The 20,637-nt window shown below is 67.5% G+C and carries 25 protein-coding genes; 14 read left to right on the top strand and 11 right to left on the bottom strand.

Going from position 1 to position 20,637, the window contains the following annotated elements:
- The first annotated feature begins 14 nt into the window (after positions 1-14).
- Together purN and purH are read left to right on the top strand one after the other, a co-directional pair.
- Positions 15-695 carry a phosphoribosylglycinamide formyltransferase gene (purN, locus tag ACWFRF_RS32355; protein ID WP_378636340.1) on the top strand — a complete coding sequence of 227 codons (681 nt, stop codon included), beginning with the start codon at positions 15-17 and terminating at the stop codon, positions 693-695.
- The gene (gene purH, locus ACWFRF_RS32350) at positions 688-2,253 is read left to right on the top strand and encodes a bifunctional phosphoribosylaminoimidazolecarboxamide formyltransferase/IMP cyclohydrolase (RefSeq protein WP_378993273.1); all 1,566 of its coding nucleotides are present in this window, start codon (positions 688-690) and stop codon (positions 2,251-2,253) included. The genes purN and purH overlap by 8 nt, the downstream gene beginning before the upstream one ends.
- Positions 2,254-2,307: 54 nt before the next feature.
- On the opposite strand, the gene ACWFRF_RS32345 is transcribed toward purH, so the two are convergent.
- Positions 2,308-2,751 carry a hypothetical protein gene (locus tag ACWFRF_RS32345; protein ID WP_452453897.1) on the bottom strand — a complete coding sequence of 148 codons (444 nt, stop codon included), beginning with the start codon at positions 2,749-2,751 and terminating at the stop codon, positions 2,308-2,310.
- Positions 2,752-2,921: 170 nt separating this feature from the next.
- Here ACWFRF_RS32345 and ACWFRF_RS32340 point away from each other — a divergent pair, with 170 nt between their 5' ends.
- Complete coding sequence (locus tag ACWFRF_RS32340; protein WP_378635915.1) at positions 2,922-3,479, top strand: LysM peptidoglycan-binding domain-containing protein; 558 nt, start codon at positions 2,922-2,924, stop codon at positions 3,477-3,479.
- Positions 3,480-3,538: 59 nt separating this feature from the next.
- Here ACWFRF_RS32340 and rpsR read toward each other — a convergent pair whose 3' ends face one another.
- The 4 genes from rpsR to rpmB are packed head-to-tail and all read right to left on the bottom strand — an operon-like array spanning position 3,539 to position 4,554.
- Positions 3,539-3,796, bottom strand: a complete 258-nt coding sequence (gene rpsR / locus ACWFRF_RS32335) for a 30S ribosomal protein S18 (protein WP_067449582.1) — start codon at positions 3,794-3,796, stop codon at positions 3,539-3,541.
- 36 nt (positions 3,797-3,832) lie between these two features.
- Positions 3,833-4,138: a 30S ribosomal protein S14 gene (gene rpsN / locus ACWFRF_RS32330; RefSeq protein ID WP_378993269.1), complete on the bottom strand. Its 306-nt coding sequence runs from the start codon at positions 4,136-4,138 to the stop codon at positions 3,833-3,835.
- Positions 4,138-4,308, bottom strand: coding sequence for a 50S ribosomal protein L33 (gene rpmG, locus ACWFRF_RS32325; protein WP_378635921.1), 171 nt, complete (start codon positions 4,306-4,308; stop codon positions 4,138-4,140). Before rpmG ends, rpsN begins: the two co-directional genes overlap by 1 nt.
- 9 nt (positions 4,309-4,317) lie before the next feature.
- Entirely contained in the window at positions 4,318-4,554 is a 237-nt protein-coding gene (gene rpmB, locus ACWFRF_RS32320) for a 50S ribosomal protein L28 (RefSeq protein ID WP_194826729.1), read from the bottom strand.
- A 103-nt stretch (positions 4,555-4,657) separates the two neighbouring features.
- Here rpmB and mrf point away from each other — a divergent pair, with 103 nt between their 5' ends.
- Genes mrf through rpmF form a run of 3 tightly spaced genes read left to right on the top strand, consistent with a single transcriptional unit; the run spans position 4,658 to position 6,402 of the window.
- Complete coding sequence (gene mrf / locus ACWFRF_RS32315; protein WP_452453893.1) at positions 4,658-5,962, top strand: ribosome hibernation factor-recruiting GTPase MRF; 1,305 nt, start codon at positions 4,658-4,660, stop codon at positions 5,960-5,962.
- On the top strand, positions 5,959-6,225 hold the full coding sequence (locus ACWFRF_RS32310; protein ID WP_378635925.1) for a type B 50S ribosomal protein L31: 267 nt from the start codon (positions 5,959-5,961) through the stop codon (positions 6,223-6,225). Before mrf ends, ACWFRF_RS32310 begins: the two co-directional genes overlap by 4 nt.
- Before the next feature lie 3 nt (positions 6,226-6,228).
- Positions 6,229-6,402 carry a 50S ribosomal protein L32 gene (rpmF, locus tag ACWFRF_RS32305; RefSeq protein ID WP_378635926.1) on the top strand — a complete coding sequence of 58 codons (174 nt, stop codon included), beginning with the start codon at positions 6,229-6,231 and terminating at the stop codon, positions 6,400-6,402.
- Positions 6,403-6,478: 76 nt separating this feature from the next.
- On the opposite strand, the gene ACWFRF_RS32300 is transcribed toward rpmF, so the two are convergent.
- From ACWFRF_RS32300 to ACWFRF_RS32275, 6 genes are all read right to left on the bottom strand, one after another.
- Entirely contained in the window at positions 6,479-6,703 is a 225-nt protein-coding gene (locus ACWFRF_RS32300; RefSeq protein ID WP_336084385.1) for a hypothetical protein, read from the bottom strand.
- 504 nt (positions 6,704-7,207) lie between these two features.
- Positions 7,208-7,984 (bottom strand): MHYT domain-containing protein, encoded by a 777-nt coding sequence (locus ACWFRF_RS32295; protein ID WP_378993267.1) that lies wholly within the window; start codon positions 7,982-7,984, stop codon positions 7,208-7,210.
- On the bottom strand, positions 7,977-8,576 hold the full coding sequence (locus tag ACWFRF_RS32290; RefSeq protein ID WP_266295760.1) for a GTP-binding protein: 600 nt from the start codon (positions 8,574-8,576) through the stop codon (positions 7,977-7,979). The genes ACWFRF_RS32295 and ACWFRF_RS32290 overlap by 8 nt, the downstream gene beginning before the upstream one ends.
- Before the next feature lie 4 nt (positions 8,577-8,580).
- Complete coding sequence (locus ACWFRF_RS32285; RefSeq protein ID WP_056813973.1) at positions 8,581-8,952, bottom strand: DUF742 domain-containing protein; 372 nt, start codon at positions 8,950-8,952, stop codon at positions 8,581-8,583.
- A 6-nt stretch (positions 8,953-8,958) separates the two neighbouring features.
- The gene (locus ACWFRF_RS32280; RefSeq protein ID WP_056813970.1) at positions 8,959-9,363 is read right to left on the bottom strand and encodes a roadblock/LC7 domain-containing protein; all 405 of its coding nucleotides are present in this window, start codon (positions 9,361-9,363) and stop codon (positions 8,959-8,961) included.
- Positions 9,360-12,140 (bottom strand): ATP-binding protein, encoded by a 2,781-nt coding sequence (locus tag ACWFRF_RS32275; RefSeq protein WP_452453889.1) that lies wholly within the window; start codon positions 12,138-12,140, stop codon positions 9,360-9,362. The genes ACWFRF_RS32280 and ACWFRF_RS32275 overlap by 4 nt, the downstream gene beginning before the upstream one ends.
- 292 nt (positions 12,141-12,432) lie before the next feature.
- Between ACWFRF_RS32275 and ACWFRF_RS32270 the strand changes: the two genes are divergently transcribed.
- The 8 genes from ACWFRF_RS32270 to ACWFRF_RS32235 all read left to right on the top strand — a co-directional run bounded on the left by ACWFRF_RS32270 (position 12,433) and on the right by ACWFRF_RS32235 (position 20,586).
- Complete coding sequence (locus ACWFRF_RS32270) at positions 12,433-13,119, top strand: response regulator transcription factor (RefSeq protein WP_358071318.1); 687 nt, start codon at positions 12,433-12,435, stop codon at positions 13,117-13,119.
- 9 nt (positions 13,120-13,128) lie between these two features.
- Complete coding sequence (locus ACWFRF_RS32265; protein ID WP_378993264.1) at positions 13,129-14,583, top strand: sensor histidine kinase; 1,455 nt, start codon at positions 13,129-13,131, stop codon at positions 14,581-14,583.
- A 93-nt stretch (positions 14,584-14,676) separates the two neighbouring features.
- The gene (locus tag ACWFRF_RS32260) at positions 14,677-16,164 is read left to right on the top strand and encodes a trypsin-like peptidase domain-containing protein (RefSeq protein WP_452453887.1); all 1,488 of its coding nucleotides are present in this window, start codon (positions 14,677-14,679) and stop codon (positions 16,162-16,164) included.
- Positions 16,164-16,706 carry a MogA/MoaB family molybdenum cofactor biosynthesis protein gene (locus ACWFRF_RS32255; RefSeq protein WP_194826720.1) on the top strand — a complete coding sequence of 181 codons (543 nt, stop codon included), beginning with the start codon at positions 16,164-16,166 and terminating at the stop codon, positions 16,704-16,706. The genes ACWFRF_RS32260 and ACWFRF_RS32255 overlap by 1 nt, the downstream gene beginning before the upstream one ends.
- A gap of 742 nt (positions 16,707-17,448) precedes the next feature.
- Positions 17,449-18,129 (top strand): MspA family porin, encoded by a 681-nt coding sequence (locus ACWFRF_RS32250; RefSeq protein WP_378993261.1) that lies wholly within the window; start codon positions 17,449-17,451, stop codon positions 18,127-18,129.
- 66 nt (positions 18,130-18,195) lie between these two features.
- Positions 18,196-18,855: an MspA family porin gene (locus tag ACWFRF_RS32245; RefSeq protein ID WP_378993260.1), complete on the top strand. Its 660-nt coding sequence runs from the start codon at positions 18,196-18,198 to the stop codon at positions 18,853-18,855.
- A 344-nt stretch (positions 18,856-19,199) separates the two neighbouring features.
- Positions 19,200-19,868, top strand: a complete 669-nt coding sequence (locus ACWFRF_RS32240) for an MspA family porin (protein WP_378993259.1) — start codon at positions 19,200-19,202, stop codon at positions 19,866-19,868.
- Between the two features lie 61 nt (positions 19,869-19,929).
- On the top strand, positions 19,930-20,586 hold the full coding sequence (locus tag ACWFRF_RS32235; RefSeq protein ID WP_379318356.1) for an MspA family porin: 657 nt from the start codon (positions 19,930-19,932) through the stop codon (positions 20,584-20,586).
- The last annotated feature ends 51 nt before the right edge of the window (positions 20,587-20,637 follow it).

Raw genomic sequence — 20,637 nt, 5'->3', positions numbered from 1 at the left:
ATCGCCGCCGCCCGATCACACGCAGGAGTAGAGCGCTGACGTCCTCGTTTGCCCCGTGGAAGCCCGCCAGAACACCGGCCACCGTCGTCGTTCTGGCCTCGGGCACCGGCTCGCTGCTCAACGCACTGCTGGCCGCCGCACGCGAGCCCGGCTACCCGGCGCAGATCGTGGCCGTCGGTGTCGACCGGGACTGCCCGGCCACCGCGCACGCCGAGGCCGCCGGTGTGCCGCACTTCAAGGTGGGGCTCAAAGACTATTCCGACCGGGACGCCTGGAACGTCGCCCTCACCGAGGCCGTCGACGCGCACAAGCCCGATCTGGTGGTCCTGGCCGGCTTCATGAAAATCCTCGGCCCCGCGTTCATGGAACGTTTCGGCGGTCGTCTCATCAACACCCATCCCGCGCTGCTGCCGTCGTTCCCGGGCGCGCACGGGGTGCGTGACGCGCTCGCCTACGGCGTCAAGGTCACCGGCTGCACCGTGCACCTGGTCGACGCGGGCGTGGACACCGGCCCGGTCCTCGCGCAGGAAGCGGTCGCCGTGATGCCCGGCGACGACGAGGACACGCTGCAGGAGCGCATCAAGGTTGTCGAGCGACGGTTACTGGCGGAGGTCATCGCCGCCGTCGCGACGCGAGGCATTGTCTCCGACGGACGAAAGGCAGAAATACCAGTGAGCGAGCACGCCGGTGAGTGAACGTAAGGCGATCCAGAGGGCGCTGGTGAGCGTCTACGACAAGACCGGGCTCGTCGAGCTCGCCACCGGGCTGCACGCGGCCGGTGTGGAGCTGGTGTCGACGGGGTCTACCGCGGGCAAGATCGCCGAGGCCGGGATTCCGGTCACCAAGGTCGAGGATCTGACCGGGTTCCCGGAGACCCTCGACGGCCGGGTCAAGACGCTGCATCCGCGCGTGCACGCGGGCATCCTGGCCGACACCCGTCGTGCCGAGCATGTCGAGCAGCTCGTGGAACTGGGTGTCGAGGCGTTCCAGCTGGTGGTGGTGAACCTGTACCCGTTCACCCAGACCGTGGCCAGTGGCGCGAGCGTGGACGAGTGTGTGGAGCAGATCGATATCGGCGGGCCGTCGATGGTGCGTGCCGCGGCGAAGAACCACCCGTCGGTGGGTGTGGTCGTCGACGTCACCGACTACGACGACGTGCTCGCCGCGGTGAAGTCCGGCGGGTTCACCCTCGCCGAGCGGACCGCGCTGGCCGCCAAGGCCTTCCAGCACACCGCGAGCTACGACGTGGCCGTCGCGAGCTGGATGGGCTCGGTCGCCGTGCCCGCCGTCGCCGAGGAGACCGAGCAGTTCCCCGGCTGGGTCGCCGGTTCGTGGGAGCGCGCCGCGGTGCTGCGCTACGGCGAGAACCCGCACCAGGCCGCCGCGCTGTACACCAGCAACGACGGCACGGTCGGGATCGCGCAGGCGAAGCAGTTGCACGGCAAGGAGATGTCGTACAACAACTACACCGACGGTGACGCCGCCTGGCGAGCCGCGTTCGACTTCGACGAGCCCGCGGTCGCGGTGATCAAGCACGCCAACCCGTGTGGCATCGCCGTGGCGGGCGATATCGCCGAGGCGCACCGCAAGGCGCATGCCACCGACCCGGTGAGTGCCTACGGTGGCGTGATCGCGGCCAACCGTGAGGTGAGCGTCGAGATGGCCGAGCAGGTCGCCGAGATCTTCACCGAGGTGATCATCGCCCCCGGGTACGCGCCCGGTGCCGTGGAAGTGTTGCAGCGCAAGAAGAACGTGCGCGTGCTGGTGGCCGACGCGCCGCAGCGCAAGGGCGTGGAGCTGCGCCCGATCAGCGGCGGTGCGCTGCTGCAGGACCGCGACGTTCTCGACGCCGAGGGCGACGATCCGGTCAACTGGACTCTCGCCGCGGGCGACCCGGCCGACGTCACCACCCTGGCCGACCTCGAATTCGCCTGGCGCGCATGCCGTTCGGTGAAGTCGAACGCGATCCTGCTCGCCGAGGACGGCGCCGCGGTCGGCGTCGGCATGGGCCAGGTCAACCGTGTCGATTCCTGCAAGCTCGCCGTCGAGCGCGCGGGTGAGCGTGCGAAGGGTTCCGTCGCCGCCTCCGACGCCTTCTTCCCGTTCTCGGACGGGCCGGAGATCCTGGTGGCCGCGGGTGTTCGCGCGATCGTGCAGCCCGGCGGTTCGATCCGCGACAAGGACACCATCGAACTCTGCAAGGAAGCCGGCGTCACCCTGTACCTGACAGGCGCACGCCACTTCGCTCACTGAGTCCGAACCCGAAACGGGTGCCGCGCCGAATCCTCGGTGCGGCACCCGTTTCGGCTATCCGGCGTCGACTACCTTGCGGCTGCCCAGCGGGGAACTCAAGGGGATTTCCAAGGTGCCGAAGACGGCGTTCATGGTGCACATCTTGTTCACGGAGTCCGCTCGGGTCCCGGAGCGCAGGGATACGGTGACCACCTCGGCGGTTTCGGTGACGGAGGCGTCCACGGCGTAGCACTCGGGGTTGCCGGTCTGGAAGTTGACGCTGATCTTGTTCTCGCTCAGCCGGTTCCAGGACGTGAACGGGATCGGGTGCGGATTGACGAGGGTGGGATCCGCGGTGAAGGGTTGCCCGATGCCGGGGTTCGGGTCTTCGGGCCGGGTGTTTGTGGTCGATGTATTCGGTTGGGGCGCAGCATCATCCGAGGATCCGCAGGCGGTGAGCGGTGCGATCAGCACGGCCACGGCTGCCGCGGCGGCGGTGTAGCGCGACATCGTTCTCATGGTGTCGACCCTAGACGGCCCGGCCCGGCCGTGAACTTTCCGCGAACCCTGCGCATAACTCCTCCATTTCCCGGCCGCGGCGACTACATTCGGCTTCGATGCGGCTCTGCGGCAATCGGCCGGCATCTTCTGTTGGGCTGAAGCAATTGGCGATCTTCGAAAGGAACAACGTGGCCGACACGCTGCGCGTAGGCGAAGAACTGGGACTGGGGCAGTCCCTGACCGGCGGTGCGTACACCCTGGCTCTGCAGCCGGATGGCAACCTGGTGCTGACCGAGCCCGACGGCAATGTCGTCTGGGCCGCCATGACGCACGGGCAGGACGCGCAGCGCGCGGCCCTGCAGCACGACGGCGACTTCGTCGTCTACAGCGGTGGCGGCGCGCGTATCTGGGCGACCGACACCAGCGGCAAGAACGTCGAGAAGCTGGTCGTGCAGCCCGACCGCAACGTGGTGCTCTACGGCACCGACGGCTCGGTCGCGTGGGCCACCGCCACCAATACCGACAACCCGCTGCCCGCGCCGGAGCCGGTCGCGGCGGCCCCGATCGCCGAGGAGGTCCCGCCGCCGCCGGCCGCGCAGACCTACACGGTCGAGTCGGGCGACACCCTGTGGGCGATCTCGGAGCGCTTCTACGGTGACGGCAACCGCTACCAGGAGATCGCCGCGGCCTCCGGTATCGACAATCCGGATCTGATCAACGCCGGTCAGGTACTGACCATCCCGTAAGGCGCAGACGAAAGTGGCCCCGAGGCAACAGCTTCGGGGCCATTCTCGTGTTCACGGCGCTACTTGGTGGTGGTGAACGGCAGCAACGCCATCTCCCGCGCGTTCTTCACCGCGACGGCGACCTGACGCTGCTGCTGCGGGGTCAGGCCGGTGACGCGGCGGCTGCGGATCTTGCCGCGATCGGAGATGAAGGTCCGCAGCAGGTTGACGTCTTTGTAGTCGACGTACTCGATGCCCGCGGCGATCAGCGGATTCTTCTTCGGCTTACGCCCCTGGTCGGCGCGTGCCTTCTTGGACGGTGCTCGCTTCACTGCCATGGGATATTCCTTCTCACGAATCAGTTTGGGGAGTCTCTACCAGCTCGATTTGTGGACCCCGGGAAGCTCACCCCGATGGGCCATCTCGCGCACACGAACACGGGAGAGGCCGAACTTGCGGAGATAGCCGCGTGGGCGGCCGTCAGCAGCGTCCCGATTGCGCAATCGTACCGGACTGGCATTGCGTGGCTGGTTGCGCAGTTCGGCCTGGGCGGCCGAGCGTTCGGCCTCGCCGGTGCTCGGCTTGCGGATGATCTCCTTGAGCTCGGCGCGCCGGGCCGCGAACCGTTCGACGATCTCGCGCCGCTGCTCGTTGCGGGCGATCTTGGATTTCTTCGCCATCAGCGCTCTTCCCGGAAGTCGACGTGGCGGCGCACGACGGGGTCGTACTTGCGCAGAACCAGCCGGTCGGGGTCGTTGCGGCGGTTCTTGCGGGTGACGTAGGTGAAGCCGGTGTCCGCGGTGGACTTCAGCTTGACGATCGGCCGGATATCGGTCGCTTTCGAGGCCATGTTCAGCTCCTAGATCTTGTCCCCACGAGCGCGGATGCGGGCCACCACGGCCTCGATCCCGTCGCGGTCGATGGTCTTGATGCCCTTGGTGGAGACCGTCAGCGTGATGCGGCGGCCCTCGCTGGGCAGGTAGTAGGTCTTGTGCTGGATATTGGGGTTCCAGCGTCGGTTGGTGCGCCGGTGCGAGTGGGAGACGGCTTTTCCGAAGCCGGGCTTGCGACCGGTGACCTGGCAGTGGGCCGACATGCGACCTCCTTCCATGGTTATGACAACCATTTTCGACAACGATTATTCCGCACTGTACAGTCGCCGTGAGGTAAATGAAAATCATTGTCGAAAGGGGTATCGGGTGCTGGACCAGTCAGACCGGAGAACGCCCGTGGTGCTGCTGGCCGGCTTCTCCGGACCCGCCATGGGCGGCGTCGAGCACATCGCGGCGACGCTGAGCGAGGACGCGGGCACCGTGGTGGTGCATCACGACCTCGCCGAGCTACGTGAAGGCGTGGTGCGGCGCACGGTGCGGACCGCGGGCAACGTGAGCACCACGGTGCTCGAACTGGCGCACGGGTGCGTGTCGTGCACGCTGCGCGCCGATCTGCTGCCGATGCTGTGCACGCTCGCCACCCGCGATCACGTCGAGCGGATCGTGCTCGCGCTGGATCCCGGCATCGAGGCGGAGGCGCTGTGCCACGCGATCGAGCATGTCGAGGTCAGCGGGGTGGCCGATCGTGTCGACGGGCCCGCGGGCCGCAGCGTGCGGATCGAAGCCGTGCTGACCTGCCTGGACGGGCAACAGTGGCTCGCCGATGCCACCGGTGACGAGGTGCTGGCCGATCGCGGGCTCGCCTCGGCCGACGACGAGCGCACGGTCGCGCAGGTGGCTGTCGGCCAGGTCGACTTCGCCGACGCGCTGGTGGTACTCACCGCGGGCGCCGACGCGCTCGATCACGAGCGGCTGGCAGCCGTGCTCGCCCGCCTCGCACCCGCGGCGCCGGTCGCCTGGCTGCCCGACCTGTCCGGCTTCGACGCCATCGAGATCGGTGCGCTGCTGACCCGCGTGCCCGCGCACTCACGCCGGGGCCGGATCTTCGACGCGCACGCACCGCTGCTGCGGGGGCAGCCGCCGCTGAGCACCGACTGCGGCGTCTCGATCGTCGAATTCGCCGCGCGCAGGCCGTTTCATCCCGAGCGGCTGCACGAAGCCCTCGACGTACTCCTCGACGGCGTGGTCACCGCCCGCGGCCGGATCTGGCTGGCGACCCAGCCCGACCACGTGGTCTGGCTCGAGTCGGCCGGTGGCGGGCTGCGGGTCGGCGGCGCCGGTCGCTGGCTGGCCGCGATGAGCGCCGAGGAACAGGCCGGCGCCGACCCGGATCGGCGGGCGATGGGCGCGCTGGGCTGGGACGAGCGATTCGGCGATCGCGATGTGTCGCTGGTGATCCTGGCTCACGACGCGGACCCCGCCGAGATCCGGCACGCCCTGCACTGGGCGCTGGTCGAGGACGACGAACTGCTGCTCGTCGACCGGGCGCCGGAACGAGTCGCGTTGTGGGAGGACCCCTTCGGCGACTGGCATCAAGATCCCTGCGCCGATCCCACCGAGGCAACGGCCTCGGCGAGCGAGCGCACAAACCCGAGAGGAGAAACGGCATGAAAGCGGGCATCCACCCCGACTACCACCCCGTCGTGTTCGAGGACGCGAGCACCGGCAAGCAGTTCCTGACCAGGTCGACCGCGAACAGCGACCGCACGATCGAATGGGCCGACGGGAACACTTACCCGCTCATGCTGGTCGACGTGACCTCGGATTCGCACCCGTTCTGGACGGGCACCGCCCGCAACCTCGACACCCAGGGCCGGGTCGAGAAGTTCGAGCGCAAGTACGGAAAGCGCTCGCGCGCAGGCAAGGAAGGCTGAATCATGGCGGTCCCCAAGCGCAGAATGTCGCGCTCGAACACCCGAAGCAGACGCGCGCAGTGGAAAGCGGAAGTCCCGCAGCTGGTCCCGGTGACAGTGGGCGGTGTCGAGTACCGAGTGCCACGCCGCATCGTCAACGCCGTCCGCAAGGGCATGATCGACCCCGCCCGGCTCTGACGCCGACGACAACGGCCTGCCGGAACCGCCCGGCAGGCCGTTGCCTGTCTCTACCGCCCTGGGTTTGCGGCCCGCGTCATCCTTCTCGTTCGGCCAGCGCTACGAGGGTCGCGGCGAGCTGGAAGAACTTGTTGTTGCCCAGGTCGGCGATGGTCTTGATCTTCAGCGCCTCGAGCAGTTGCTTGTCGTGCGCCTCGGTGAGGCCGGCCAGCGCCGACGGGGGCGCGGCGAGAATTTCGGCGAGCGTCTTGTTCTCGAATTCCTTGTCGAGGACTTTGTCGAGCACCACGTTGACGGCCATGCGAACTCCTTCGAACGAACCTTGGATGTGCCGGGCGAGACGGATGCGCCCATCAGCGACCATAACTCGGTTGGCGCACCAGGTGGTGGGCTTCCGGGGGCTCGGCGGTTCGTTCTGCCCTGCCATCTGTCCAGGGGACTTACTGCGGTGCTGTTCTGCCTGTTCAGGGCCCTAGGGGAGGGTGTGGGGCAACCGCCCCGTTAACCGTGTGATGCATGCCACTTGGCATGAACGCGCGCAAGGGCTTGCGGGGTATTTGCTGACGGTCGAATTACCAACTCTCGGTTTGTTTTTCGCCACAAGAAAATTCCCGAACCACTGATGCGGAGTCCCTCACAGGTATGTACTCTCGTGCGGGAGGGCGGGTTCCCCGAGTATGGGGAACCCGCTCATCGCCACTTCAGAGGCGGTTTTCGCGGCAGTTCGCCGCAGGTTGCGAGAGCTCGGATCAGCGGGGCGGAAGACCGGAAATATTCCGACAAACCGGACGTTAGCTGGTTGCGGTCAACGGGCCGGAACGGGCTGACGCACCGGGACCGCGACATCGCGTCGATCCGGCGCCACCAGCACCGCGGTGATCGGCACGGTCAGGCCGAGCGCACCGATCACGAACATCGGGAACACCAGGTCGAACAGTGGCATCCCGGCCGGTGTCCGGATACCCGGATCGATCGAGAAGCTCAGCGCGGCGATGGCCGTGTAATACACCGCCGCGACGCCGAGCGCGAACAGCACCGACACCAGCACCCGCATCGGCACCCGCCGGACCACCTGCGATACCCACAGGGTCGCGGTGCACAGCGCCATCGACACCAGCACCGACACCCCGATGAGGCCGAGTGACTCGTCGACGGTGCCCTGCACGGCGAGCGCGTCGAGGGTCAGATAGGTCGACAGCCCGATGCTCAACCCCATCGTCAGCCCACCGATGATCAGCCGCGGCACCTGGGGGGTCCGGCCACTGATCAGCAATCCGGCCAGGACGCCGACCACCGCGATGGCCAGTGCCGCCGCACCGAGCGCGACGTTGTAGCGCATCGTGCTGTCGTTCACCCGCATCGCCAGCAGCGCGACGGAATTCGCCAGCCACAGCCCGACCCCGCCGAGCGAGACCGCGGCCATCGTCAGCCAGATCAGCCGGAACCGGATCGAGTACTTCGCATGCCGGATACAGGCGAACGCCACCAGCGCGCCGAGCGCCGACAGGTCCAACGCGAGCCACGCGATCCCGGTGCCGTGCGCGAATGTCTCGGCACCGGTCGCGGCGAGCAGATCAGGCACGCCTGCCCGCTCCTTCGAACTGCTGCGGCTCGAGCTGGGCGATGGCGTATTCGGTCACCGCCGCCAGTGCCTGACGGACCTCGACGGCATTGCGCGCGTCGATGTCGACGATCGGGATGCCCTCGCGCACCGAGAGCGCTTCGCGCAGTTCGGCGATGGGGAAGCGGGGAGCGTTGGGGAAGCGGTTCACCGCGATCAGGAACGGCAGTCCACGCGCCTCGAAGAAGTCGACGGCGGCGAAACTGTCTTCCAGCCTGCGGGTGTCGATGAGCACCACCGCGCCGATGGCGCCCCGGATCAGGTCGTCCCACATGAACCAGAAGCGCTTCTGGCCCGGGGTGCCGAACAGGTAGAGCACCAGGTTGCCGGGCAGCACGATGCGCCCGAAGTCCATGGCCACGGTGGTGGTTTCTTTTTCCGGCGTCTCGGCGAGATCGTCGATGCCGTCGGAGAAATGGGTCACCATCGCCTCGGTGCGCAGCGGCACGATCTCCGACACCGCACCGACGAAAGTCGTTTTACCGGCGCCGAATCCGCCCGCTACGACGATCTTGGTCGACGCGACCCGTTGTTCTTGTGCCGGCGGGCGCATGCCATCAGAGGCCACGGAGTCCACGCAAAGTCCTCTCCATCAGTGATCGGCGTTCGTCGTAGCTCGCCTGTTCGGTCAGCGTCGAATGCACTCGAAGAATCCCGCCCACTACGAGATCACCGATCATCACCCGGACCATACCCAGTGGGCGACCAAGGTATGCGGCAATCTCGACGACAGAAAGCCGATGTGTGGCAAGACGCACGATTTCGATCCGCAAATCGCCTGCGGACCAGTCGTTGTGCGCTGTATAAGATACCGTCTCGACGACCGCCTCCAAGGGCAGCGCGATCGCGGGCTCGGTGCGGCCGGAGGTCAGGGCATAGGGCCTGACCCGGGTAGTCGGCCGGTGATCGGATCCGTAAGGGCTCGACATCTCACCTCAGCCGGCGGAGCGGGCGGTGGCGGTAACCGCCGAGCCCACCCGGTCGACGAGCAACGCCATCTCGTAGCCGATGCGGCCGATGTCGTGGCTCTTGTTGGCGAGAACGGCCAGGTGCGAACCGTTTCCGACGCTCATCACCAGCAGATAGCCCCGCTGCATCTCCACGATCGACTGCATCACCTTGCCGCCGTCGAACAGGTGCGCGGCACCCATCGACAGGCTGGCCAGACCGGCGGTGACCGCGGCCAATTGCTCGGCGCGGTCGGCGGGTAGATGCGGACTGGTCGCCTGGAGCAGTCCGTCGGCCGAGACGAGCACCGCGTGTGAGACGCCGGGTACGTCGCGGGTGAAGCGGGCGACCAACCAGTTCAGATTCTCGTCTGTGGGGTGCGCGTTGCTCATTCGAGGCCTCCGTCGTTGTACTGGATCTCGGCACGGCCGCTGCGGACGCCGCTGAGATGTCTGGTCAGGTTGTTGCGGATCTCCTCGGGGTCGCGAGCGCCCGCTTCCTCCGCGGGGGTGAGCCCACCGGGGACGAGCTGAGCGCCCGGCTTGCGGATCGGCAGCCCGCCGCTCGTTCGCGAGGACGTAGATGGGTGGTCCGCCTCGGCGGCGGCCGACCAGCCCGCGTCGCCGGGGGCGCTCCACGACGCGCCGTTGCCGTTACCGGATTCGGTGGGGGCCGAGGCGGGTTCGACGAGCCACTCCGAGACCATCCGCTGGTAGATCGGGGTCGGCGCCGGGCCGGAGACCGGCTGTAAACGGGTGCTCGTCGTCGGCATCGGGTCGACGTCGAGGGGACGCGGCGCGGGTTGCGGCTCCTGGGGCGCGGCCGGTGCGGACGACGCGGCGAGCTCGGCCAGCGCGTTCGCGGGGATGCGCTGCGGCAGGCCGAACGGCGACGAGTCGGGAGCGGGCGCTGCCGGATCGGTCGTCACCGGGAGATCGTCGGTGTCGTGATCGTGCTCGGCCCACATGCCCGCCGGTGCCGCGTCCTCGACGGGTTCGACGATGGCCGGTTCCGGCGGGGGCGCCGGTACCGCGGCCGGAACACGTTGCGGGAGACCGACACTGGTGAGTGGGTTCTTGGGCGTGCTCGCACCGTTGGCCGGGACGAGCGGATTCGGATCCGCGAACGTCGGCAGCGCGGGAAGCGGTGAGGCGGGCAGGTCGAGATCGGTCACGGCGTCGAGCGAAACCAAGGGGCGCGGTCCGGTCGGCATGATCGGATTCGGGCCGGTGATGTCGGCCGGAGTCAGCGCGTACGGGCCGATCCCGGCGGGGACGATCGGATTCGGCCCGGTGGCCGGACCCGACGACATGGGCGGCGACGGCGCGACGAGCGCACTGGGCAGATGCACGCTGGCCGTGATGCCGGGCTGCGGGGCCGCACCGCTGGTACGGCGCAGGCTGACCGTGATGGTGTGCCGCTTGGCGAGCCTGCCGACCACGAAAAGACCCATGCGACGGGCGGTTTCGATGGTCACCTCACCACCGGAGGCGAGCCGGTCGTTGGTCGTCTGCAGATCCTCGGCCGACATGCCGAGGCCGCGGTCGGTGATCTCGATCAGATAGCCGCTGTCGACCGCCCGGCCGACGATGACCGCCACCGATGTACTCGGCGGGGAGTAGCGCAGGGCGTTGTCGATGAGCTCGGCGAGCAGGTGCTCGATATCGACCGCGGACTCACCGGCCACGACGCCGTCGGGCACATTGCCGATCTCGACCCGCTGGTAGTCCTCCACTTGCGAGACCGCGCTCCACAGCATGTCCGACAGCGGCACCGGCGGCAGATGACCGCGGCGCAGCACGGTGCCCGCGAGCACCAGCAGGTTGTCGCCGTTGCGGCGCATGCGGGTGGCGAGGTGGTCGAGGCGGAACAGCGTCTGCAGGCGCGAGGGGTTGTCCTCGTCGTGCTCGAGTTCCTCGATGAGCGCGAGCTGCTGCTCCACCAGCGACTGGCTGCGCCGCGACAGCGTCTCGAACATGTTGCCGATCTGCAGGCGCAGGCGGGCCTGATCGCCCGCCAGATTCAGCGCCTGCTCGTGGATCTCGTCGACGGCACGGGCCAGCTGACCGATCTCGTCGGTGGAGTGCACACCCACCGGCATGATCTCCGGCGTCGCGCCGCCGCTGCGGACCACGGCCAGCTCGTCGGGCAGCTTCACATGCGCGACCTCGAGCGCGTCGCGGCGCAGCCTGCGCACCGGCACCACCAGGGTGCGGGCCACGGCCAGCGCGAGCGCCAGGCCCGCCAGCAGCATGCCGAGCACCAGGGTGGTCTCGCGCAGGGCGCCGGTCTGTGCCGTCGCGGTGTTGCTGTCGAGAGTGTGGTCGATGTTGTCGAGCAGCGCGGAGATCGTGGAGGCGTAGGTGTCGGCGCTCACCTGGAGCGTGTTGAGCACCGCCGCGTTGGTGGTCGGATCACCGCTGTTCTGGCTGAACACACTGATCCGGGTCTGCACCGCGTCGAGCAGCGCGGCCATGCTGCCCGCCTGGTCGGGCAAGACCATCGCATAGGTCTTGATCATGTTCGATTCGGAGCCGAGCTCGACGAGCATCTTCGCTCGCGCGCTCTGGCTGCGACCGGATTCGGGCGAGACGACCAGCGTGCGTTCGCGTGTGAGCACCCGGCGGGCCTGGTGCAGCGCGGCCAGCTGGAGGAAGTAGCGCTGCACGACGAAGTCCTGGACCTGCGGGGTCTTGGACAGCGCCTTTCCGATCCGTTCGCCGATCTCGTCGGTCTGCTCGCCGACCATCGCCGGGGACCCGCCGCGCACGGTATTGCGCAGGGTGGCGCCGGTGGTGGTGGCCGCGGTGAGTTCACTGGCGACGACAGGGTCGATGCGGGCCGAGCGCAGCGCGCTCTGCACCTCGGCGAGCGCCTGGTCGTAGGTGGTGAGCGCGGCGTCGGTCTGGGGGTCGGCGATCGCACCCCAGTTGGCCGTCGCGGCGACGGCGAGTTGTTCGGTGGCGGTGGCGAATTTGACGACGGGACGGATGACGGTGGCCTGTTCGGTGGCCGCGCCCAGCTGCGTCATCGTCTGCAGTTCGTTGTTGATCCGCAGCACGGCGAAGGTGGTCGCGAGCATCACCGGCAGCACCAGCACCACACCGACCTTGCGCGTAACCGACCAGTTGGACAGGCTGAATTGCCAGGAGCGCGATGCAGGTTCCATCCGCGTGCGTTGCCTCTGCTTCCACGTGTGACCCCGGCCCGCGCGGGGAGGTCGCGGAGCGATGCGAGCGCAGAACCAACTGGAGGTCTTCTTTTACCGCAGGAAAGATACCGTGCCGAGTGGGCATCGGCAATCCGGGCCACACGGTCTGTAATTCGCCGAATATGCGCTGACACAACGACGATTCGTTCGGGTTTGTCAAGACCTACAACATACCTCCGGCGAGAACACGACGCTCGGCGCGCCGAGGCCTCTCAGTACGTTCTCAGTCGGTCACGGCAAACTACAGCACATGCGCATTCTGGTAGTCGACGACGATCGCGCGGTGCGGGAATCACTGCGCCGGTCACTGAGCTTCAACGGCTACACCGTCGACCTCGCTGTCGACGGTCTGGACGCACTCGAGAAAGTGACCGCGGCCAGGCCCGATGCGCTGGTTCTCGACGTCATGATGCCGCGCCTGGACGGCCTCGAAGTGTGCCGAAGGCTGCGCAGTACGGGCGACGATCTGCCGATTCTCGTTTTGACCGCGCGCGATTCGGTGTCCGAACGAGTGGCCGGCCTCGACGCGGGCGCCGACGATTATTTGCCGAAACCTTTCGCGTTGGAGGAATTGCTGGCGCGTTTACGGGCGTTGCTGCGTCGTCGAACGCCCGATCCCGGTGAAGCGTCGGAGGCGATGGTGTTCGCTGACTTGTCGCTGGATCCGGTCACCCGCGAGGTTTCGCGCGGCGAACGCGCGATCAGTCTGACGCGTACCGAGTTCTCGTTGCTCGAGATGTTGATGGCCAATCCGCGCCGAGTGCTCACTCGCGGACGAATCCTCGAAGAGGTCTGGGGCTACGACTTTCCGACCTCCGGCAACGCGCTGGAGGTCTATATCGGCTATTTGCGCCGCAAGACCGAGGCCGACGGCGAGGAACGACTGATCCACACCGTGCGTGGCGTCGGCTACGTGCTGCGCGAGACCCCTCCGTAGGCGGGCGAGATGGCACACAAGGAACCCGCGGTCGCCGTTCTCGGCAGGCCGCTGGACGCGAGTGAGATGCGTCCGCCTACCCCGCTCACCCGCTCGGTGTCCCTGCGCTGGCGGGTGACGCTGCTGGCCGCTTCGGTGGTGCTGATCGCGGTCGCGGTCACCTCGATCGCCGCCTACGCGATGGTGGCGCGCGCGCTCTACGCCGACGTCGACGCCCAGCTCGAGGCCCGCGCGGCGACGATGATCAACAACAATTTCGAGACCGCCGGTTTCCAGTCGATCGTGCTGGCCGGGCTGTTCTCCAACGATGTCGGCGTCGCGCTGATCTATGCCGGTCACAAGCCGTATATGCCACCCCAGCAGACAATTCCACCGGTCGGCGCCCAGGAGCTCGCGGTGGCCGACGGCAAGATCAATTCCTCGCTGCGCACCGTCGGTGACCAGCGGGTACTCGCCGCGCGTACGCACAGCGGCGCGACGCTGATCATCTCGCAGAAGCTCTACCGCACCCGCGAGGTGCTCGATCAGCTGGCGTGGCTGCTGTTCGTGGTCGGCGCGTGCGGCGTCGTGCTCGCCGCCGCCGCCGGAACCGCGGTGGGCCGCACTGGTCTGCGCCCGATCGCCCGGCTCACCGCGGCCACCGAGCGCGTCGCCCGCACCGACGACCTGACGCCGATCCCGGTGACCGGTGACGACGAATTGGCCAGACTCACCGAGAGTTTCAACACGATGCTGCGGGCGCTGACCGAATCACGCGATCGTCAGCGCCGGCTCGTCGCCGACGCGGGCCACGAACTGCGGACGCCGCTCACCTCGCTGCGCACCAATATGGAGCTGCTCATCGCCTCGGGCAGGCCGGGCGCGCCCCGGCTGCCCGACGAGGACATGGCCGAATTGCGCGCCGATGTGGTCGCCCAGATCGGTGAGCTGTCGACGCTGGTCGGCGACCTGGTCGACCTGGCCCGTGAGGATGCTCCCGAAACCGTGTACGAGCGGGTGGATCTCGGCGAGGTGGCCGAGCGTGCGCTCGAGCGTGCGCGCCGCAGACGGGTGGGGATCACCTTCGTGGCCGATCTGGCGCCCTGGTTCGTCTACGGGCACGAGGCGGGGCTGGAACGGGCCGTCCTCAATGTCCTCGACAACGCGGCGAAGTGGAGTCCGCCCGACGCGGTCGTGCGGATCACCATGCGCCCGGCCGGCCCCGGACTGCTCGAACTGGCCGTCGGCGACGCGGGCCCCGGCATCCCCACCGGCGAACGCGAACTGGTCTTCGAACGCTTCTACCGCACGACCGCCTCGCGCTCGATGCCCGGTTCCGGACTCGGGCTGGCCATCGTCAAGCAGGTGGTGACCAAACACGGCGGCACCATCGCGGTGGACACCTCCGATCGGGGCGGCGCGCTGGTGCGCATCGTGTTGCCGGGGGAGGCGCCGATCGTTCTCGACGAGTCCGACGCCGGGTGATCGCCGTCAGTCACGGCGAACTGATAGTCCGATCTCAGGCGCCTCTCAGTAGCCGTCAGGAAGCTGGTCAGCAAGCGTGAGGAGACAGACACCATGACCGACGATCCCCAGCACCCCGCTGACCGGCCCGCCGCTACCGGACCGGGCGACACGGGCCATCCCACCGAGTCGGGGCTACCGGCCGGGCACCGGGGGCAGGCGCCGGGCTTCGGCGACCAGCCGCGCTACGGCGAGCATGCCGGACCGGCTCCCTTCGGCGACCAGCCGCGCTACAGCGACCAGCCCCATGGCGAGCCTGCACCCTTCAGCGGGCAGGCACCCTACGGCGGACAGCAGGCCCACAGCGACCATGCGCCGTTCGGGAATCCCGCGCCTCACACCGCCCCCATGGCGTTCGGTGGCCCGCCTTCGCAGGGGGGTCAGCCGTCGCACGGTGCGCAGCCCCAGGCATTCGGTCCCGCGCCGACTCCGCAGCGAAAGCCGCTGCGGCTCGGCCTGATCGCCGGTGCGACGGCGCTGGCTCTGGTCAGCGGTGGTGTCGGTGGTGTCGTCGGAGTGCTCGCCACCGACTCGGGTTCCGCGCCGGTGACCAATGCGCTCGAGGCGCCGAAGCCCGCGGTCAACAACGTCGCCAACGCGCCCGCCGGGTCCACCCAGGCGGTGGCGCAGCGGGTGTTGCCCAGTGTCGTGATGATCAAGGTCGCGGGTAATCGCGCGTCCGGCGAGGGTTCCGGGGTGGTGCTGTCCACGGACGGTTTGATCCTCACCAACAATCACGTCGCCGCGGGCGCGGGTGCCTCGGCGAAGATGGAAGTGGTGTTCAGCGACGGCAGCACCGCGCCCGCCACGATGATCGGCGCGGATCCGGTCTCCGACCTGGCTGTGATCAAGGTCAGCGGCAAGACCGGGCTCACGCCGATCGAACTCGGCACCTCCGACGGTCTGGCCGTGGGTCAGCCGGTGATCGCGATCGGCTCGCCGCTCGGCCTCGCGGGCACGGTCACCACCGGCATCGTCTCGGCCCTCAACCGACCGGTCTCGACCAGCGGCGAGGGCACGCCGAGCCAGGTGAACCCGGTGATCGACGCGATCCAGACCGACGCGGCGATCAACCCGGGCAACTCCGGCGGCGCGCTGGTCGACGGACAGGGCAAGCTGATCGGCATCAACACCGCCATCGCCAGCCTCGGCGGCGAGGCGGCGGGCGGCACCCAGAGCGGTTCGATCGGCCTCGGTTTCGCGATCCCGGTGGATCAGGCGCGCCGGGTCGCCGACGAACTGATCAAGACCGGCCATGCCACCTACGCCCAGATCGGCATCAAACTGCGCCCGCAGGACACCGCCGCACGCGTACTCGAGGCCACTCCCGACGGCCCTGCCGCCAAGGCAGGCATCCCCGCGGGTGCCGTCATCACCCGCCTCGACGACCGCCCCATCGACTCCGGCGACGCGCTGATCGCCGCCGTCCGCTCACACCAGCCAGGAGACAAGGTGAAGGTGACTTACACCGACGAACAGGGCGGTAACTCCAAGACCGTCGAGGTCACGCTCACCGCCGCGGCGGCGGAAGGCGGCCGATGATGCGTTCGAACGCAAACCTGTCGTGCGTAGGCGCTACGGTGATGACCATGGACATCGATGCTCCCGTGGCAGGGCGCGCACTGGTTGTTGTCGTCGACGATCGGACGGCTCATGGCGGCGTGGATTCGCTCGGCCCGCTCGTCACCGAATTGCTCAACGAGGCCGGGTTCCTCGTCGACGCCTCGGTGACGGTGCAAGCCGAGGAGGTCGAGATCCGCAACGCGCTCAACACCGCGGTGATCGGCGGCGTCGACCTGGTGATCTCGGTCGGCGGCACCGGCATGTCGCCGCGCGACATCACTCCCGAAGCCACCACCCAGGTGCTCGACCGTGAACTGCCCGGCATCACCGAGGCATTGCGCGCGTCCGGCCGGGTGGCGGGCTCGCTCGACGCCGGTCTGTCCCGCGGCGTGGCAGGCATCTCCGGCAGCACCCTGGTGGTGAACCTGCCCGGCACGCGCGCGTCGGTCCGCGACGGTATGGCCACCCTCGGCCCGCTGGCCAGCAAGGTGATCGGCGAACTGTCCGGTCTGGACGAATGACATCCGACCCGCACGACGCGGTTTCCGGCCCCGATGATCGGGGCCGGAAACAGGCTGCGGGGGCGGAGGTGCGACGGAAAGCGGCCGAGGCGGCGCGACTGGCGAGAATCTTCGGCGATGTTCTCCCGGAGACCACCGGCGACGAACGCGGCGAGCGATCACGGGGCTCCGGTACCGACGATTGGTTACGGTCGCAAGTTCCACCGCACCACGGGTGATCAGCCCGTTATCTACGTAGCCGCTACGTAATAAGCCGCCTTGGAATTGCCGATTACGGCATGAACGCACACTGCGGACAAATACTCGAGACCACGCGAAAGCGTGGTCTTTTGTCGTTCGACGACCCAGATCGTTACCTGGGGCCATCTCCTGTCAAGGTGTCATGACAGGAGCCTTCGCGACTGCATCAATGCACGTCAAGGCATGTGGCGATGTACGAATGTGTGCCGTGCTTCACAGTGAAATTTACGAACTCTTTCGTTGCCGAATCCGTGTAACGGCGTTTAATGTTCGCCATCGAGCCACCAACTATCGGTCCCCGCAGTACTCCCACCTCTGTGCGTTGAACCACCCGGTGGAACCCTGGCTCGGGTTCGCCACACCGGCCCCGGCCGTATCGTCGAAATAACAGTTAGTTACGTAACGGCAACAAAGGGGCGACACACTGATCTGGGCCCTGTGAGGTCCATTTGTCCGGCTTCGAAAGTCGAAGTCGGCTGTTAGACACCTGATGAGGGGAAGTATGAGCGAGAACCGCACCACCGGTGTGCGCCGTGGCGTCCGTGCCGCGGGCGTCGGCGCTGCCGCGGCCGCCGTGGCCTTGGGCCTGCTGTCGACCGGTGCCGCCAATGCCGATACCTTCGTGCCGTTGCCGGACGGCCAGAAGGTCAGCCCTGCTGGCGTGACCATCACCCGCACCCACGAGTCCGCACTGATCTCGCCGTCGATGGCCGCCAACGGTGCGGGTCGCGTCGTCTGGGTCTCGGGCACCGCGGTCGCCGAGGTCAACGAGACCCCCGAGGGCGAGGTCGGCCCCTGGAACGGCCCGACCGGTCGTCCCGGCTCGAACAACTCGTCGACGCACGGCACCTCCCAGCTGAACACCGGCTACATCGTCGGTTGCCAGGTGAGCATCGCCGATGACGCCATCGGCGCCGGTGTCTCCGGCGGAATCAGCACCGGCGGCGTGACCGCGGGCGGCTCCATCGGCGTCAACCTCGGCCCCGGTGAAGTGAAGTTCGTGCAGATCAGCTCGAAGGACATCCTGAAGGCCGGTACCTACGCGATCGATTACCAGGACGCGGAAATCGAGATCCAAGGCTGCGCCGGCTACGCGCAGGCCCGGGCGTACACCGTCGTCGAGGTCATCGGCGACAACTACTCGAAGACCACCCTGTACGGCATGCCGTTCAGCATCGGCTGACGTTCTTCGATCCGGCACGAATCTTCTTCTCGCTGCGGCGAACTCAATCCTCGAGGGACAAATCCTATGATCAACCGTAAGTTCATGGCGAAGGTGGCGGGCGTCAGCGCTGCGGCCACCGTGGCCGTCGGCCTGTTCTCGACGGGCGCGGCCAATGCCGATACCTTCGTTCCCCTGCCGGGTGGACACATCACCAAGACGCTGTCCGACGGCACCGTCGTCGACATCTCCCTTGTCGGTGAGTCGGCCCTGATCAGCCCGTCCATGGGTTCCACTCCGGTGCACCGCAACTCGTGGGTCTCCGGTAGCGCTCAGGTCACCGTTTCCGACGGCGGCTCCGGCAAGATCTACCCGGGCTACACCGTGGGTTGCCAGGTCAACATCTCGGGTGGCGGCGTCTCCGGCGGCGGCGAAGCCGCGATCGACCAGGACGGCAACGGCTCCGGTGGCATCACCACCGGCGGCGAGCTCTCGCTCGGCCCCGGCCAGTCGTCCTCGTTCTACATTCTCGACCGCGAGCAGGCCGACGACTTCGGCAGCGAATCGCACAGCAAGAGCAACAAGTTCAAGAACGGCTCCGGCTCGGTGACCTGGTCCGACACCACCATCGGCCTGAGCGGCTGCGCCGGCTACGCGCAGGCGCGTGCCTTCGTGTCCGTCGAGGTCGAGACCGACAACGTCATCTCCTGGGTGACCCTGTGGGGCGCTCCGTTCAGCCTCGGCTGATCTGTTCGTATCCCGCACTCGAAACGGGCCGGTCGCTATGCGACCGGCCCGTTTTGTTGTGCGCTCACCCTTGTATCGCTGGACATTACGAGTCAGTCTCACTATGTTGAACCCGAATCAACTGCCCCGGCAGTCGAAATCATCTTGCGTTTTCGTTCGCCGATCGGCTGAGAGTCGCGCCGATCCGGTGACGACCAGCTTCTCGATCCACCTCCCGGCAGGGCGCATCTGTCCTGTTGCCAGCGGTGCCTGTCCTGCGTGACACACCCCAGCTGGGTCCGGGCGCAACACAGATATCGACCTCGATGGTCGAGGTCGGATTTGCGTATACCTCGAGGGGAAGAATGAGCGAGAACCGCACCAACCGCGGGCGTCGCGGCGCGTGGAGCGCGGGCGCCGCAGTGGCCGTGACGATCGGCCTGTTGTCGGCCGGTGCTGCCAACGCGGACACCTTCGTACCACTGCCGGACGGCCAGAAGCTGGGCCCCGGTGTCACTTTGAGTCGCACCGGCGAGCATGCCGTGGTATCCCCGTCGCTGGCCGCCAACGGTGCTGGTCGTGTCGTGTGGGTGTCGGGCAATGCCCGCGCCGATGTGCAGGTCACGCCAGAGGGCGAGGTCGGGCCGTACAACGGACCGACGAACCGTTCCGGTTCCAATAATTCTTCGACGCATGGTGCGTCGCAGCTGAATACGGGTTACATGGTGGGTTGCCAGGTGAGCATCGGTGACGACGCGATCGCTGCCGGATTGGCCGGTGGAGTATCGACCCTCGGCGCCTCCGCCGGTGGTGCGATCGGCCTTCATCTCGGCCCTGGTCAGGTCGCCTTCGTGCAGATCGACGCCAAGGACATTCTGAAGCCCGGCGTCTATTCGGTGGAGTACCAGGACGCGGAGATCGATATCCAAGGTTGCGCGGGCTACGCACAGGCCCGGTCCTACTCGGTGGTCGAGATCATCGGTGACCACTACTCCAAGACCACGCTGTACGGAGCGCCGTTCAGCATCGGCTGATCATCGGCCGAATCGAAACTCTTTCTCGTTCACACGAATTCACCCTCGAGGGGTCACTGTGATGATCAACCGTAAGAGCATGGCGCGCGTAGCCGGATTCACGGCGGCGACGACCGTGGCATTGGGTTTGCTGTCCACAGGTGCGGCGAACGCCGACACCTTCGTTCCGCTGCCGGGCGGCCACATCACCAAGACGCTGTCCGACGGCACTGTCGTGGACATCAGCCTGGTCGGCGAGTCCGCCAATATCAATCCGTCCATGGGGTCCACCCCGGCGCATCGCAACGCCTGGGTTTCCGGTAGCGCGCAGGTCTCGGTGTCCGGTGATGGCGGTGGCAAGATCTTCCCCGGTTACACCGTGGGGTGCCAGGTCAACATCGCCGGCGGTGATGCGCTCGGAGACAGTGGAGCCGAGGTGGTGGAGGGCGTGGGCTTCGGCGAGGTGAACACCGGCGGCGAGCTCACCGTCGGACCCGGCCAGGCGAAGTCCTTCTACGTTCTCGATCTCGAAATGCCCGACGACTACGGCAATGAATCCCACAAGACCCGCAATGCCTTCAAGGGCGGGTCGGGCTCGGTGACCTGGGCCGACGAGACCATCGGCCTGTCCGGCTGTGGTGGTTACGCCCAGGCTCGTTCCTTTGTGAGCGTCGAGGTGGAAACCGACAACGTCATCAGCTGGGTGACCCTCTGGGGCGCGCCGTTCAGCCTCGGCTGAGCGAACACGACAACGAGTTCGGGTCCTGCACACCGCGGTGTGCAGGACCTG

It is taken from the genome of Nocardia sp. NPDC055165 (assembly GCF_053606985.1).
This window is presented reverse-complemented; position numbering and strand designations above follow the sequence as displayed.

Excerpts from the sequence above, each read along its gene's own strand:
- ACWFRF_RS32300 (WP_336084385.1), bottom strand. The coding sequence starts at position 6,703 with ATGGCCGTCAACGTGGTGCTCGACAAAGTCCTCGACAAGGAATTCGAG.
- ACWFRF_RS32290 (WP_266295760.1), bottom strand. The coding sequence starts at position 8,576 with ATGCGCCCGCCGGCACAAGAACAACGGGTCGCGTCGACCAAGATCGTC.
- ACWFRF_RS32240 (WP_378993259.1), top strand. The coding sequence starts at position 19,200 with ATGAGCGAGAACCGCACCAACCGCGGGCGTCGCGGCGCGTGGAGCGCG.
- ACWFRF_RS32255 (WP_194826720.1), top strand. The coding sequence starts at position 16,164 with ATGCGTTCGAACGCAAACCTGTCGTGCGTAGGCGCTACGGTGATGACC.
- ACWFRF_RS32235 (WP_379318356.1), top strand. The coding sequence starts at position 19,930 with ATGATCAACCGTAAGAGCATGGCGCGCGTAGCCGGATTCACGGCGGCG.
- ACWFRF_RS32275 (WP_452453889.1), bottom strand. The coding sequence starts at position 12,140 with ATGGAACCTGCATCGCGCTCCTGGCAATTCAGCCTGTCCAACTGGTCG.
- ACWFRF_RS32285 (WP_056813973.1), bottom strand. The coding sequence starts at position 8,952 with ATGTCGAGCCCTTACGGATCCGATCACCGGCCGACTACCCGGGTCAGG.
- ACWFRF_RS32250 (WP_378993261.1), top strand. The coding sequence starts at position 17,449 with ATGAGCGAGAACCGCACCACCGGTGTGCGCCGTGGCGTCCGTGCCGCG.
- ACWFRF_RS32245 (WP_378993260.1), top strand. The coding sequence starts at position 18,196 with ATGATCAACCGTAAGTTCATGGCGAAGGTGGCGGGCGTCAGCGCTGCG.
- rpmB (WP_194826729.1), bottom strand. The coding sequence starts at position 4,554 with ATGTCGGCCCACTGCCAGGTCACCGGTCGCAAGCCCGGCTTCGGAAAA.
- rpmG (WP_378635921.1), bottom strand. The coding sequence starts at position 4,308 with ATGGCCTCGAAAGCGACCGATATCCGGCCGATCGTCAAGCTGAAGTCC.
- rpmF (WP_378635926.1), top strand. The coding sequence starts at position 6,229 with ATGGCGGTCCCCAAGCGCAGAATGTCGCGCTCGAACACCCGAAGCAGA.
- ACWFRF_RS32345 (WP_452453897.1), bottom strand. The coding sequence starts at position 2,751 with ATGAGAACGATGTCGCGCTACACCGCCGCCGCGGCAGCCGTGGCCGTG.
- rpsN (WP_378993269.1), bottom strand. The coding sequence starts at position 4,138 with ATGGCGAAGAAATCCAAGATCGCCCGCAACGAGCAGCGGCGCGAGATC.
- ACWFRF_RS32310 (WP_378635925.1), top strand. The coding sequence starts at position 5,959 with ATGAAAGCGGGCATCCACCCCGACTACCACCCCGTCGTGTTCGAGGAC.
- ACWFRF_RS32260 (WP_452453887.1), top strand. The coding sequence starts at position 14,677 with ATGACCGACGATCCCCAGCACCCCGCTGACCGGCCCGCCGCTACCGGA.
- ACWFRF_RS32270 (WP_358071318.1), top strand. The coding sequence starts at position 12,433 with ATGCGCATTCTGGTAGTCGACGACGATCGCGCGGTGCGGGAATCACTG.
- ACWFRF_RS32280 (WP_056813970.1), bottom strand. The coding sequence starts at position 9,363 with ATGAGCAACGCGCACCCCACAGACGAGAATCTGAACTGGTTGGTCGCC.
- rpsR (WP_067449582.1), bottom strand. The coding sequence starts at position 3,796 with ATGGCAGTGAAGCGAGCACCGTCCAAGAAGGCACGCGCCGACCAGGGG.
- ACWFRF_RS32265 (WP_378993264.1), top strand. The coding sequence starts at position 13,129 with ATGGCACACAAGGAACCCGCGGTCGCCGTTCTCGGCAGGCCGCTGGAC.